This window comes from Opitutus sp. ER46 (assembly GCF_003054705.1).
In the GTDB taxonomy this organism is placed as follows: domain Bacteria; phylum Verrucomicrobiota; class Verrucomicrobiia; order Opitutales; family Opitutaceae; genus ER46.
In genome coordinates, this window is the sequence record NZ_QAYX01000020.1 from 1 (window position 1) to 14,200 (window position 14,200).

13 protein-coding genes are annotated in these 14,200 nt (G+C 64.6%); 3 read left to right on the forward strand and 10 right to left on the reverse strand.

What is annotated here, in order from left to right; genetic code table 11:
* Positions 1-166: 166 nt before the first annotated feature.
* Both lipB and lipA read left to right on the forward strand, forming a co-directional pair.
* A complete protein-coding gene (gene lipB / locus DB354_RS06785) occupies positions 167-877 on the forward strand; it encodes a lipoyl(octanoyl) transferase LipB (protein ID WP_255420724.1) in 711 nt (236 codons plus the stop codon).
* A 73-nt stretch (positions 878-950) separates the two neighbouring features.
* Positions 951-1,862: a lipoyl synthase gene (gene lipA / locus DB354_RS06790; protein WP_107834701.1), complete on the forward strand. Its 912-nt coding sequence runs from the start codon at positions 951-953 to the stop codon at positions 1,860-1,862.
* Positions 1,863-1,895: 33 nt separating this feature from the next.
* On the opposite strand, the gene DB354_RS06795 is transcribed toward lipA, so the two are convergent.
* The 8 genes from DB354_RS06795 to DB354_RS22495 all read right to left on the reverse strand — a co-directional run bounded on the left by DB354_RS06795 (position 1,896) and on the right by DB354_RS22495 (position 10,390).
* Entirely contained in the window at positions 1,896-2,849 is a 954-nt protein-coding gene (locus DB354_RS06795; protein WP_158277402.1) for a YndJ family transporter, read from the reverse strand.
* A gap of 220 nt (positions 2,850-3,069) precedes the next feature.
* Positions 3,070-3,510 carry a hypothetical protein gene (locus DB354_RS21945; protein ID WP_146180139.1) on the reverse strand — a complete coding sequence of 147 codons (441 nt, stop codon included), beginning with the start codon at positions 3,508-3,510 and terminating at the stop codon, positions 3,070-3,072.
* 12 nt (positions 3,511-3,522) lie between these two features.
* On the reverse strand, positions 3,523-4,092 hold the full coding sequence (locus tag DB354_RS06800) for a hypothetical protein (RefSeq protein WP_146180140.1): 570 nt from the start codon (positions 4,090-4,092) through the stop codon (positions 3,523-3,525).
* A gap of 219 nt (positions 4,093-4,311) precedes the next feature.
* Complete coding sequence (locus tag DB354_RS06805) at positions 4,312-4,779, reverse strand: hypothetical protein (RefSeq protein WP_107834704.1); 468 nt, start codon at positions 4,777-4,779, stop codon at positions 4,312-4,314.
* A 248-nt stretch (positions 4,780-5,027) separates the two neighbouring features.
* The gene (locus DB354_RS06810) at positions 5,028-6,008 is read right to left on the reverse strand and encodes a transposase (RefSeq protein ID WP_107834705.1); all 981 of its coding nucleotides are present in this window, start codon (positions 6,006-6,008) and stop codon (positions 5,028-5,030) included.
* Positions 6,009-6,778: 770 nt separating this feature from the next.
* The gene (locus tag DB354_RS06815) at positions 6,779-7,759 is read right to left on the reverse strand and encodes a transposase (RefSeq protein ID WP_107834706.1); all 981 of its coding nucleotides are present in this window, start codon (positions 7,757-7,759) and stop codon (positions 6,779-6,781) included.
* 20 nt (positions 7,760-7,779) lie between these two features.
* Positions 7,780-8,025 carry a transposase gene (locus DB354_RS06820; protein WP_107834707.1) on the reverse strand — a complete coding sequence of 82 codons (246 nt, stop codon included), beginning with the start codon at positions 8,023-8,025 and terminating at the stop codon, positions 7,780-7,782.
* Positions 8,026-8,209: 184 nt separating this feature from the next.
* Entirely contained in the window at positions 8,210-10,390 is a 2,181-nt protein-coding gene (locus DB354_RS22495; protein ID WP_199226809.1) for a hypothetical protein, read from the reverse strand.
* An 805-nt stretch (positions 10,391-11,195) separates the two neighbouring features.
* On the opposite strand from DB354_RS22495, the gene DB354_RS06835 reads away from it, so the two are divergent.
* Positions 11,196-11,966, forward strand: coding sequence for an AMP nucleosidase (locus tag DB354_RS06835; protein ID WP_107834708.1), 771 nt, complete (start codon positions 11,196-11,198; stop codon positions 11,964-11,966).
* Between the two features lie 168 nt (positions 11,967-12,134).
* Here DB354_RS06835 and DB354_RS06840 read toward each other — a convergent pair whose 3' ends face one another.
* On the reverse strand, positions 12,135-13,277 hold the full coding sequence (locus DB354_RS06840) for a hypothetical protein (RefSeq protein WP_107834709.1): 1,143 nt from the start codon (positions 13,275-13,277) through the stop codon (positions 12,135-12,137).
* Entirely contained in the window at positions 13,274-14,176 is a 903-nt protein-coding gene (locus tag DB354_RS06845) for an SCO family protein (RefSeq protein ID WP_107834710.1), read from the reverse strand. Before DB354_RS06845 ends, DB354_RS06840 begins: the two co-directional genes overlap by 4 nt.
* Positions 14,177-14,200: the final 24 nt, after the last annotated feature.

The following is a 14,200-nucleotide window of genomic DNA, read 5'->3' on the forward strand; positions in this document are numbered from 1 at the left end:
TCTTTTTCATTCAACCCCAATCACTTCTCAGACGGTGGCTCCCTTTCAACCGCATCGTTTCGGGTAAGAGAAAGACCCCTGAGCGCGGCCCCTGTGTGCGGCAGGCCACTCACTCCCTCAATCCCCCATTCCCTCACTCCCTGGCGGCCGCAGCCCTCGCCGCTTCTTGCGCGACGCGCAAGAAGCGGCGAGGGTTGCGGCCGCCATGCTTACCACGATCGACTGGGGTCGCACCCGTTACGCCGACGCCCTCGCGCGCCAGGAGGCGCTCGTCGCGCAGCGGATCGCCGACGAGATCGGCGACACGCTCGTCTTCACCGAGCACGAGCCGGTCTTCACCATCGGCATGCGCGGGGGAGCCGACGCCCACCTTGTCTGGTCCGCCGAGCAGCTCAGCCGCGAGGGCGTCGAGGTCAGCAAGACCAACCGCGGCGGCGACATCACCTACCACGGCCCGGGGCAGATCGTCGGCTACCCAATCATCTCGCTCGCCACGCACCGCGACCTCCACGCCTACCTGCGGTTGCTCGAACAGGTCATGATCAACGCGCTCGGCAACCTTGGGCTCGCCGCCTCGCGCCGCGAGGGCAAGACCGGCATCTGGCTCGGCAAGCGCAAGATCGCCGCGATCGGCGTGGCCGTCCGCCGCTGGGTCACCTACCATGGGTTCGCGCTCAACGTGAACGCCAACCTCGCCCACTTCGGCGGCATTGTCCCCTGCGGCATCACCGCCGCCGAGGGCACGGTCACGTCCATGCAGGTCGAACTCGGCCACCCGGTCTCCGAAGCCGAGGTCAAAGCCGTGCTCGACACGGAGTTCCGCGCGCTGCTGCCGCGTTTTCTCGCCGAAAACCCGGCGCCGGTGCCGGCCGTCTGACGCCTCGCGCCCGCGCGGGCCGAGTCGGAAAAGCCGCTTGCGCTTCGCGGGTCTTCGTATGCGTTTGCACGCCATGTCTCCGGCAGAAACTTCGCGCAAACCTTCCTGGTTGCGGGCCAAGTTGCCCAGCGGTCCGGGCTACGCGGCGACGCGCCACCTGGTCGACAACAACCACCTGCACACGGTCTGCCAAAGCGCCCAGTGCCCCAACCTCGGCGAGTGCTGGTCCCGCGGCACCGCGACGGTGATGATCCTGGGCAACATCTGCACGCGCTCCTGCAACTTCTGCGCGATCGCCACCGGCCGCCCGACCGAGCTCGACCTCGGCGAACCCGCCCGCGTCGCCGAGGCCGTCGCCAAGATGAACCTCCGGCACTGCGTGGTCACCAGCGTCGCCCGCGACGAACTTGCCGACGGGGGCGCCAGCGTCTGGGCCGCCACCATCCGCGCCATCCGCTACCGCAACCCGCACACCGCGATCGAGGTCCTCACCCCCGACTTCAAGGGCAACACCGCCCACGTCGACGTGGTGCTCGATGCGAAGCCCGACATCTTCAACCACAACCTCGAGACGGTGGAGCGGCTGCAGAAGCCCGTCCGCGTCCAGGCCCGTTACGACCGTTCGCGCTCGGTCCTGCGTCACGCCAAGAGCCGCGGGTTCGTCACCAAGACCGGCATCATGCTCGGCCTCGGCGAGGAGCAGGCCGAGGTGGAGCAGACGCTCCGGGACATCGCGGCCGACCAGACCAACATCGTGACGATCGGCCAGTACCTGCAGCCCACGCGTCAGCACCTGCCGGTCGCCCGTTGGGCCACGCCGGAGGAGTTCCAGCACTGGAAGGAATTTGGCCTGAGCCTTGGCATCGGCGTGATCGAGAGCGGCGCGCTCGTGCGGTCCAGTTACCACGCCGACGAGCAGTCGCAGAAGTACACCGGCCCGCAGCACCTCAACACCGCCAACGCCCTCGCCGACGAGCGGGCCTAGGCTTCTGTTTTCGCCGGCGGCGAAAACAGAAGACTACTTTCTCGGCTTGGTGCGCTGGAAGACGGACCACGCGGCGACGCTGGGCAGGCCGTAGCCCAGCGCCAGGAGCGTGGCTTGCACGGCCCGCATTTGCGGCGGCTCGAACCAGGGGAAGACCACGACGTAGGACCGCGCGGCGTAGGCCGCCAGGACCACCATCGCAAAGAACAGCGCGGTGCCGGCGATGCCGATGAGCGCGCGGGCGACACCGGACACGCTCACCGCATCCAGCGCATAGCGTACGTGGAGCACACCGAGGGTCATGCCGCCGAGCGCGAGGCCGCACCCGCCGGCGGCTTCGACGACGGGAGTCCAGCCAAAGGCATTGATGGTCATGCCGGCGGCGAGGGTCGGCACGCCGAGCACGACGCCGACGAGTCCACGGGCGGCGAAGAGCGAGTCAGGCATTTCGCGGGCGACCATCCCGCCGAAGAACGGCACGAGGAAGCCGATCAGGTGGAAGTTGATCGCGGCGAGCGCGACCGCCGCCGGTTCGAAGCCGGCGGGCCGGAGTCCGGCGCGTTCCGCCATGACCCACAGCGCGCCGAGCGCGAGGTACATCAGGCCGACGTCGCCGGTGAGCCGGTCGAGTGGACGCGCGAACCGGTCGCGCAGCATGCGGGCGAGTCCGACGCCCGCGAGCATCGCCGTGACGCCGGCCCACGGGATGGCGCAGAGGAACCCGAGCCAGCCTGGGTTGAACCAGCAGGCGAGCAGGAGGCAGAGCCCGGCCGGCAGCTGGGCCTGGCGCGCCCAGTTGAGGGAGCGGGCGACCTTGGCGGAGTCGCGCCGCTCGACCAGGAGGTCGAGCACGAGCGGGATGACGACCAGGACGATCGCCAGCAGCATCCCATGCGACCACGCGAGAGAGCCCGGCGTGGCCCGCGCCACCGCCAGGAACACCCCGCACGCCACCACCCCAATGACAGTCTTGGCCCCAGTCTTCATCGAAAGGCCGTCCATCAAACCGCCCCCACCCCCGTTTGCACCAGAATTCTGGCGCCCGAGGCCGCAGCCGCTGGCGCCCGCCGCAACGAAGCACGCCAAGGCCACTCAGGTACGCCCTTTCGATAATCCCCGGGGCCATTCGCCCCTTGGTCCGATTCGTGGATGTCTGCCGCGTCAGGACTTCGGGAAATTGTCGATTTCTGAACAACGCTGACGCTTGCTAGTCGCGCGAATACACAGCCACCGAGCTGTCGATAACGTGGAGTAAGTCTGCATCGACTCCGTAATCGCCATTAAGCGCCACGACGACACCTAGCCGTGGATCGCCGAAGTAAACAGCAGAAACCTTGTGCTTCGCGTTTATGATCAGTCGCACCTCCTGGCCTGGATGTGCTTTGAGGCCTGCGATCGACCACTCAATTGGCACGTTGATTGCCCCGCGTCCCGGGCTCGCATCCATTCCAAGATCCAGTTTCTCCAAATCCCAGTTCCGATTTCGAACATTTTCATCGACCCATCGAACAAGCCGTGCCCGATTCTCAGGCTGCGCCAAATGGTGAATCACTCGGTCCCTGTTCGATGAAGACGAACCCAAGCAGCCGGGTGTCAGCAACACAATGAGCAGAACTATCACACTGCGCAGTGCTATAATTTGATTCATGAGGTAGGATATTTATTTCGTGCCGCGGACGTTGTCGTAATAGTAGTCGAATCCCTGCTGTGCCCACGGGATCACGCGTCCGATCTGGTTAATGTCACTCATTGACCCCTTCTCGATCGCTTGTTTCACGTTCCAAGCGATAATTACCTCAGAGATCGCTTGATTGCTGGACCCGGGATGAATTCCAACTGAAGCGAGAATCATACCCTGCAGGAAGTAGTTCACGTCACCACCCGGGGCGGTTGCAGTAGGACCGCCCTCGATCGCGAAGTTTTTTAGCGTAGTGAAAACCCGCTCCAAGCCCTTTTCCCTGTCCGCCGTAATAAACCGGAACACATTCGTGTCCGCGGTCACCATGAATTCCATCAGTTTCAGCGGTGAAAGCAGAGACAGGTTCTTCCGTTGAATCACCTTACCGTACTGTTGCATTACAACTTCGAAGTCAGCCCTGGACATCTTGTAGGTACCGTTCGGGTTCTTTATGAAGAAGCCTCGGACATCCTCGCGCACGCCCTCATACCGCTGCTTTAGCTGATCAGGCGACAAATCCTTAGCTGCGGGTCGACTAAAGGGGACGGACATGTTCGCCGCACAGTCCATCAAACCGCCCCCACCCCCGTTTGCACCAGAATTCTGGCGCCCGAGGCCGTCGCCGCAGGCGCCCGCCCCAGCGAAGCACGCCAAGGCCACTCAGGTACGCCCGATCGAAAATCCCCGGGGCCATTCGCCCCAGGGGCTCATTCGTAGATTCCCGCCGCCGTCAGGCTTTCGGAAGACGGTCTGTTGCCAAACGGCCCGCCGCTATTTGAGAGGCAACAGTTGAAGCACCTCAGTTGATCCTTTGTCTCGGTATTCGATCTGCACCCGGCACGTTTTGTCGGCTGAGATTTCAAGCTGCCAGCGACCGCCTTCGAGGTCTTGCGTTCTCCCATCGCGTTCGATGCCAGATACCGGCGCCGTCACGAAGTACGTCACTTTTGACTCAGAGTCTACAGCCCTTCTCAGGTGGAACACGGTCTTCACGGCGAAGCCAACTTGGCGAAGCGCCTCTTGGGGAACGTCGACGGCCGCTCCGTTTATGGTGACTTTGAGAAATTCGACAGTCCCCCCGGCTTTGCCTAACGCAAGACCGGCACTGATCTCGACGACATCGTGACCGCACTGGTATCGCTCGTGAACGCGATCCGGAAAGCAAAACTCACTTTGAAAAGCGCTCATCGAGGACGCCGTCACTATTAACAGACCGAACAGCAAGCATCGGATTTTCATGATTAGGGTCGACTAAAGGGGAGGTCGACTAAAGGGGACAGACATGTTCGCCACACAAAACTGCGCGGGGATCGTCCATGGTCCACTGATTTCGGGGATTGGCCGGCGGTATAGGGCCTCAGCCGAGATTTTTCGGCGCGCTCGTCGCGTTTCGGTCGACGCCGCTTGCCCAACGTCGGGTCCGAGCCGCGCGTCAAGGGGCAGCCCCGCCGATACGCAGCACCCCGCCACACTCGCCACAAGTTCGGTCAGCTCAGCAAAGCTCCGCGAAGCCGTCGCAGGCCGGCGATTTCACCCCAGCCGGGGTCCGGCAGGTCGTGACGCTTCACGCGGTGGGTCAGGCTGTGTTTCGTCCGGTACGTGGCGACATGCTCGTCGACGAACTCCCGCCCACCCAGGACCACCCCCTCGCTGAAATACCGGATCCGGCAGCGGAGCACATCGGGCAGGCTCAGTTTCCCGCCGGCCTCGATCGCGGCCCGCACCTGCTCGACGGGGAGCGATGCCTTGCCCTCGCGCGCCGCGCCCCCACTCGTGAACAGTAGCAGCCGATAGCTGCACTGCGCCTGCTCCCAGTCTCCACCCACCACCAACTGCATGCCCTGGCGCGCACGGGCCTGACCGCTCACCGCCTCGGCGTACCCGCAGAACCGGTAGTCCTTCGGATCCCGCGAGATTCCGGCGCGGACGCAGTTGAGATCGATATACGCCGCCACCGTCTGGACGACCCGCTCCTTGCCCTCGAGCAACTGGCTCTTGAACCGATCCGCCCACACGGGTCCAAACCGCCGATGTCGGGCGTTGTACCAGATCGAGAAACGCTCCTTCAGTAGCTTCATGTACTGAGATACGTCGTACATCAACGCCCGCTGCCGCTCGCGCCACGCCTGCGCGGCGGGGGTGTTCGCCGCCAGCCCGGCCCGGATCACCTCCAGCCGCGCAACTTGGTGCTTGGTCGGTTTCGGATAAAGCACCGCGTAGCGCCGGAGCAGTTCCGCGTCCGAGAGCTCCGGTCGCTGCGGCACCCGCACCAGCAGATGAAAATGATTCGACATGATGGCGTAGGTGAGGATCTCAACCCCGGCGAAGTCTGCCACCTGCCACAGCTGCCGCCGCAGGATCTCCTTGGCGGTCGTGCCGAACATCCACTCCCCGTTCACCGTCCGGCTGATCACGTGGTACACGCCCGGCTCCCGCTCCGAGTTCACTTTGATCCGCGCGCGCCGCATGCGCTATCGACAATTGTTTTTTACCTTCTAGTCAATCCATTTGCGTGTCTGTCCCCCTTGGCTCTCTCCTATCGGATTCCAAAACTCCTTGATGATGGAAGCACCGTAAGGGGGAATCTCCCTCGTAGAGCGAGAGTGGTGCTGGATGGTCCGTGTCGATGGACACAAGAAGCTTTCCGGGTATTCCAACACATTTGCAAGCGATGCACCGCACTCTGGGCAGCCCCAAAAATGTTTCATGCGGTGGAAGTCCTTCTTCTGGTAGTGCTCATCATCGGGATTAACGGCAAAGAGCGCACCGCAAGCGGCACAAGTGTAAAGGCGCGGGCTATCACCGAAGTCTGGAAGCGTGAAGAATACGTCTACCGACTCCCCGGACTCGCAATGAGCGTGCTCCTTCCAACAACGAACTTGGGTCTTCTTCATTGAGGACTAAACTAAAGGGGACGGACTAAACTAAAGGGGACGGACATGCTCGCCACATGCAATGACGCCCATCAAAACGACGGCCAGAGATTGCGACACCCTAGCGCTGGGACTAATAAAGGGGACGGACATGTTCGCCACATGAAACTCATGAAACTGCGCAGAGATCGCCCGTGGTCCACCGATTTCGGGGATAGGCCGGCGTTATAGGGCCTCAGCCGAGATTTTTCGGCGCGCTCGTCGCGTTTCGGTCGACGCCGCTTGCCCAACGTCGGGTCCGAGCCGCGCGTCAAGGGGCAGCCCCGCCGATACGCAGCACCCCGCCACACTCGCCACAAGTTCGGTCAGCTCAGCAAGGCTCCGCGAAGCGGTCGCAGGCCGGCGATTTCACCCCAGCCGGGGTCCGGCAGGTCGTGACGCTTCACTCGATGGGTCATGCTGTGCTTCGTCCGGTACGCGGCGACGTGCTCGTCGACGAACTCCCGCCCACCCAGGACAACTCCCTCGCTGAAATACCGGATCCGGCAGCGGAGCACGTCGGGCAGGCTCAGTTTCCCGCCGGCCTCAACCGCGGCCCGCACCTGCTCGACGGGGAGCGATGCCTTGCCCTCGCGCGCCGCGCCCCCACTCGTGAACAGCAGCAGCCGATAGCTGCACTGCGCCTGCTCCCAGTCTCCCCCCACCACCAACTGCAAGCCCTGGCGCGCACGGGCCTGACCGCTCACCGCCTCGGCGTACCCGCAGAACCGGTAGTCCTTCGGATCCCGCGAGATTCCGGCCCGGACGCAGTTGAGATCGATGTACGCCGCCACCGTCTGGACGACCCGCTCCTTACCCTCGAGCAACTGGCTCTTGAACCGATCCGCCCACACGGGTCCAAACCGCCGATGTCGGGCGTTGTACCAGATCGAGAAACGCTCCTTCAGCAGCTTCATATACTGAGATACGTCGTACATCAACGCCCGCTGCCGCTCGCGCCACGCCTCCGCGGCGGAGGTGTTCGCCGCCAGCCCGGCCCGGATCACCTCCAGCCGCGCAACTTGGTACTTGGTCGGTTTCGGATAAAGCACCGCGTAGCGCCGGAGCAGTTCCGCGTCCGAGAGCTCCGGTCGCTGCGGCACCCGCACCAGCAGATGAAAATGATTCGACATGATGGCGTAGGTGAGGATCTCAACCCCGGCGAAGTCTGCCACCTGCCACATCTGCCGCCGCAGGATCTCCTTGGCCGTCGTGCCAAACATCCACTCCCCGTTCACCGTCCGGCTGATCAAGTGGTACACGCCCGGCTCCCGCTCCGAGTTCACTTTGATCCGCGCGCGCCGCATGCGCTACCGACAATTGTTTTTTACCTTCTAGTCAATCCATTTGCGTGTCTGTCCCCCTTGGCTCTCTCCAGCAGATGAAAATGATTCGACATGATGGCGTAGGTGAGGATCTCAACCCCGGCGAAGTCTGCCACCTGCCACAGCTGCCGCCGCAGGATCTCCTTGGCGGTCGTGCCGAACATCCACTCCCCGTTCACCGTCCGGCTGATCAAGTGGTACACGCCCGGTTCCCGCTCCGAGTTCACTTTGATCCGCGCGCGCCGCATGCGCTATCGACAATTGTTTTTTACCTTCTAGTCAATCCATTTGCGTGTCTGTCCCCCTTGGCTCTCTTGTCTGTCCCCCTTGGCTCTCTTGTCCCCGTTGGCTCTCTCCTCCGCTGCCGGCTTTCCAGCTTCCAAATATCGGTTACTCAGGTTCGCCGCTACGGGAAACACGAGCGGCTGCGGTTCAGGTTTTCAGGTCCGGCTTCCGCTCCCCACGCACGGCCTGCAGCAGCAGGTGCGGAAACGTGGGGCTGCGGTCGAGCTCGCGCGCGCGACTGAAGTAGCGCTCGCGCTGCTCTGGATAGCGCACCCCGAGCGCGGTGAAGAGCACCCGGAGCTCGTCGGAAAACATCGGCGTCTGCAGGATCGCGTCGTGGTCGACCGGAGCCGTCCCGCGGCAGCCCTGCGCGAGGCGCCGACCATACTGGTCCTCCTTGGCCATCGCTTCCAGCGCCTGCTGGAAATGCGTCTCCGCACCCTGCCCATCGCCGGCCGCCTGCGCCGCGAGCATCATGATCAACCGGTGCTGGCTCTCCGCCCCTTTGATCTTCGCCGCAGCCGTCGCTGCGTCCGTATGCGACCTGCGGTCCACGGCGGCCTCAAACTCTGCCTGCGCCGTCTTGACCCGGCGCAGCAGCGCAGCGGCCGTCACTTCATCACCTAACACGTAAGCCAACTGGGCCGAGAGGTAGTAATTCAGCATCTCGCCGTCCTCCCCAGCATGCCTGGCTCGAAATGCGGCAATAAAGCTCGCGATCGCCCTCTCGCCGGCGGCGCGGTTAGGCGTCCGAGTCTGGGACAGCACGAGTTCGTCCAAAAACGCGCCGGCGTCGTCCGGCTGAGCCACGGCGCGCGCATGGGCATTGGACTGCAATTCATCAAATCGACCGAGCGCCAGCAGCGCGTCACGCCTCCGCAGCTCAATCGCTCCGCCGCCCACCCCGTCTTTTGCCGCCTGTTCCAGCAGCGGCAGCGCGTCCGCGTAACGTCCCTGCCCCATGAGGTCGGTCGCCAGCGCGTACGTGGCATAGGCACACGGTACTTTCGCCCGCAGCGCCCGCTCATAGAAGGGGCGCGCCGCCGCCGGATCCAACAGCAGCCGGCCGTATAGGTACATCATGGCACCGTCGCCTGGTTCGGCCTGCAGGGCGGAGTGGTATTGGGCCGTAAGGTCGAAGTCCGGAAACGAGCGGTCCATCACGAACTGGTAAGTGCGATGCCATTCGACCAGCACGGGGCGATCCGACAGCCGCGACTCCAGCACGCGCCGGGCATCAGCCGGTGGCAGCAAGGCAACGAGCAGCCGCAGAGCCAGGTCGTCGTTCGGCTGCAAGCGCACGTAGTTTCCGATGTACTCCTGCCCCGCCGCGTCGCCGAGATACGCGGACAAGGCCGACTGCCGCGAAGCGAGATTCGGTTCAATCCATTGCGCGATCTGCGCCTTGCGGACCACCCCGCTGCGGGACGACATGGAGACGGTCTTCGGTGGTTTCTCGAAGAAGAACTCCGGTCTCGGCAGATGGTACCAGAGACGATTAGCGTGCAAGGTCACCGGGCGTGGCGCCTCCTTGGCTGCTACTGCCGTGTCCGGATAGTACGTCACCTGCTCAGTGTACAGGATCGCCGCCCGATCCGGATTCACGATCAGCACGCGACGGTCGAACGGGCGGGAGAAGAAGCCTAGCCGGGCATCGAAGGTTTCGACTCCGTTTCGTCCTGGCGCACCACGCAACGTGAACTCACCCGCACTCGCCTCGATCAGCTTCGGAACCCCGGGCTTGAGCGGATATTCCGTGCCGTTGAGTGTCACGACGTAGGGTTCCGGCAGTCCCGATACGACCGCGACGCGCAACGTGTTTCCGCTAAACGCGCACGCGACCAGATAAACCACGCCGGCGACCAGCGCCACCACTCCTGCCACGGGGATAAGCTCGGACCATCTCGCGCGCCGTCGCGCGGGGGCCACGGCCGCCCGCTGCCCGGCCGACGTGGCAGTTTCCATGTCCGCCGGCTTTGCTCCCGGAGCCAACCGCGCCAGCGCCGCCTCGACCTCCGGTGTCACATCGCGTCCGCCCGTCAGGTTCTGGTGCAGCGACTGGATCGTATAAATGATGCCCCACGGGACGCCCCACCAGCCCAGGAGCAGGGAAATCAACGTGAACGGCAGACCCTTCAGGATGCTGTTCTGTCCCGGCGGCAAAAAATAGATAGCCGTGGCCCTCTTGAAGCTCATCACCACGAATGAGAAATTGTAGCTGTAGATCACGAACCGCCCGCCACGCTCGATCTCCTGACGGAGGGTTTCAGGGGAGTGCCCCTCGGTGCCGATGATCTTGATGTTCCCTGGCGAGCTCCAGATTTCCATGGGGAATGCCTGCGCCCAGCAAGGCACGCGACTCCGCACCTGCGGCACCACGGCAGCCACCGTGCTGGACAGCAGCCACTAAGATTGGCCGACGAGAAACCATGCCGCCGCCCCGGCGTCAATCGTGCCAGTTTTTCGCGGTGCGAAAACTTCTCCGTCCTTACCTCCTTCACTCCTTACCCGTTACTCAGCGCCATCGGCGCTCCAGTCGGACGCCCGGGGTTTGGCATAACCTCGTTGTCGCGCCAAAGCCTTTGGCGAAAGCGGATGTGTAAAAGGTAAGGGACCGCTGACGCCGGACGCTTCGCTCGCTCGAGATAACTAGCCAGATTTGGCTAGTTAGCTGAGCTAACGCGCCAGATCTGGCGGTTATCTCCAGTTGACCTGCCGGCGTGGCCGCCGGCGGGAGGCAGGTGATCCCATGGCTTACCTGGCTCGCCCTTCTCCGGGGTCGAACGCGCACTGCGCCCGGGTGGAGGCTCAAGGACGCCCGCGCGCGACCCGCGCCCCCGGGTGCGGCCGCCCGGCCGATGCCTCACCTACCGCCAGCCAGGATCGCGGAAATCGCGCGGGAATCGGCCCCGCTCGGCCTCGGCAAGACCCCAAGGGCCCCAAAGGGGCGACCGCGTTCTGTGACGCCGTGACGCTGACCCCATCTGCCAGAAACGAGGGCGTCACGGCGTCACATTTTGGGGGTACAGACGCGGCTGGCGACGACTGCGTGAGTGCGGCCCAGGCTCGCTCGGCCGGTCCCCCCGGCCATTTTTGACGTGTCATAAGGGGGCTCTCCCGGCAGAACCTCGCCATGAAGACTCGTCGCGAGATCGTCGAAAACTGGCTGCCCCGGTACACCGGCGTGCCCCTGGCCAAGTTCGGCGACTACATCCTCCTCACGAATTTCGACAACTACGTCGAAATGTTCGCCCGCTGGCACAAGGTGCCGGTCCACGGCCGCGAGAAGCCGATGTCCAGCGCCACCGCCGACGACATCACCATCATCAATTTCGGCATGGGCAGCGCCACCGCCGCCACGGTCATGGACCTCCTCAGCGCCATCAAACCCAAGGCCGTCCTCTTCCTCGGCAAGTGCGGCGGACTCAAGCACCGCGCCTCCGTCGGCGACCTGATTCTCCCCATCGCCGGCATCCGCGGCGAGGGTACCAGCAACGACTACTTTCCGCCCGAGGTCCCCGCCCTGCCCTCCTTCGCCCTCCAGAAGGCCATCTCGACCACCATCCGCGATCACGCGCGCGACTACTGGACCGGCACCGTTTACACCACCAACCGCCGCGTCTGGGAGCACGACGACGAGTTCAAGCAGTACCTCCAGAAGATCCGCGCCCTGTGCATCGACATGGAAACCGCGACCATCTTCATGACCGGTTTCTACAACGAGATTCCGACGGGAGCACTGCTCCTCGTCTCCGACCAGCCCATGACGCCCGAGGGCGTGAAGACCGCCGAGAGCGATCGCCAGGTGAATGAAAAATACGTCCGCGACCACCTGCGCATCGGCATCAATTCGTTGAAGCAGCTCATAAACAAGGGCCTCACGGTGAAGCACCTTCAGTTCTAACAGTTTTCGCTGCGCGAAAACTGATAGGGTTGGAGGATCGAACCGGAGTCGGGGGTTGGGGTTTTGGGCCGCGAAGCGGGGACCAGGTGATTGTGCCGCGATTCGGGCCCTACATTGGCGGTTCGACTTTGCGCGTTCTGCACATTCTAGCGGCTAAAACCTCGCTGTTCAGTCGCTTTGATTCACGCCTGCGCGGCGGACGCGGGGCTCGTCGCCCGCGGCGAATGTCATCCAGAAGGGCACGAAGGTTTCGGTGCCGGCGAGGTTTACCTGCGTCCAGATCACGTATGGCCCGGCCGCTTTCACCGTCAGATTGAATGCCATCGCGGGGTGGATCGCATCGGGACGCGCGAGCGGGTCGGCCTGCATCGGATGCAGGTGCGCAAAGCCGCTGCGCTCCACATCGAACGCCACGAGGTGCGCGTACGCGCCCATCACCGGCTCCAATGGCACCGCCCCGCCGCTGGCGCGCGTGATTTCAAAGGTGAAGTCCACCGGCTCGCCCACGCGCAAGGGCCGCGCCGGCCGTAGCGTGAAGCGATAGCCATCGCGCTCAACCGTCTGCCGCGGCGTGCGATCGGACATCCCGTGGCGAGCTGACACCGCGCCCGCGCCGGCTGCCGCCGCCACCTGCAGATCGGTGCTCGCGTACAGCCCGCGCGTCGTCGCTACCGGCGTGAAATCCGCAAACAGCCGGTACGTCCCCTCGGCTCGCGGCGTGAACGCGAACCGCCACTCCCCCGCCGCGTCCCCCGGCTGCGGGTGCAGGTGCTGGTAATCGGTCAACGTCGGGTCCACCGCCATCAGGTGCAGCCGCTGGGTGTGCACGACCAGCAGGTCCTCCGGCCCAACCGGCTTGCCGCTGGCAGTGCGCAGCGAGAGTACCGCCTCCACCGGACGCCCCTGCGCCGCGGGCAGCGCCGTTGCGACTCGCGCGGACACCGGCGAGCGCGCCTCGGTCACCCGCACAAATTGCGGTGCCGCGGGATCGCAGAACTCGACGGTGCTGCCGCCCTGCGCCCGGAAATCCATGTGATTCAGGTTCGTCCCCGTCGGCAGGAGCCGCATGCCGACGTACACCGCCACCGCGCCCGCCGTGATCAGAAGCAACTGTAGCGCCCGCGCCCCGCCCCGCCCCGACCTCGGCACCGCCGAACCGGCCGAAGCCGTCGCCGCCGCCTCGCGGTGCCCCGCCGCTCCCGGCGCCGGCTCGCGTTCCGCCGTCCGGGTCCGGCCAGTCGCTGCCGACACGCCACGCTCCGCCGCGGCGCCCGTGGTCGTCGTGTCCGGTCCGTCGAGGTCCTGCCTCATGATTTGTGCATCCTCGCCACGAACTCCTTCGGCTCCCACTGGCTGCCGTCCGCGCGGTGCGCGATCTTGCCGTCCTCGTTGATCAGCAGGGTCGTCAACGTGTGGTTGATCAGGTCGCCCTGGAACTCCGCGATCACGCCGAACTGCGCGAGCAGGTCCTTGATCGTCGGCTCCGGCCCCGTCAGGAACGTGAAGTTGCTCGTGTCGATGTTTCGCCCCTCGGCGTACTGCTTGAGGATGCCCGGCGTGTCGTACGCGGGATCGAGCGTGATCGAGATCAACTCGAGGTTCTTCACCTGCGCCTCGCGCGCGAGCCGCTGCGTCGCGCGCATCTTCTCGGTCGCCGCCGGGCACATCGTCGCCACCGGACACCGGGTATAGATGAAGTTCAGCATGATTTGCTTCCCACGGTAGCGCTCGAACTGCACCACCCGGCCGTTCTGGTCGTAGAGCGCAAACGCCGGCGCCTTCTCCCCCACCTCGCGGTAAACCTTGCGGCCGCGCTCCTGCGTGTCCTCCCGCAACCGGCGCGCCGCGTCGGCCACGGTGTCGTCGGCCACTTTGTCGGCGATGAATATCCGCTCGAGCCGGAAGTCGCCGTCCGGCACTGGCACGAGATCGCCGCGAATCCGGTCGCCCACCTTCACCAGCTTCAGGTCGGCCTCCGACACCGCGAAGTCCATCGTCATGGCCGGCATGAGCCCCTTGATCGGGTCGTGCCGCACGCGCAGCGAATGCGCCTCGGGCGTCACGCGCAGCACCTCGCCGGTGAGCGGGTAGCGCTTCTCGGCACTCGCGGTCTTGCCGGACGCGGCCGGCTGGTCCGCGGAGGCGGAGCGGCTGCACGCCGCGGTCATCAGCGCGAACACCGTCAGGACGAGGCCGACATAAGTTCTCATGCGGACACCGATTCCCCGGACCGA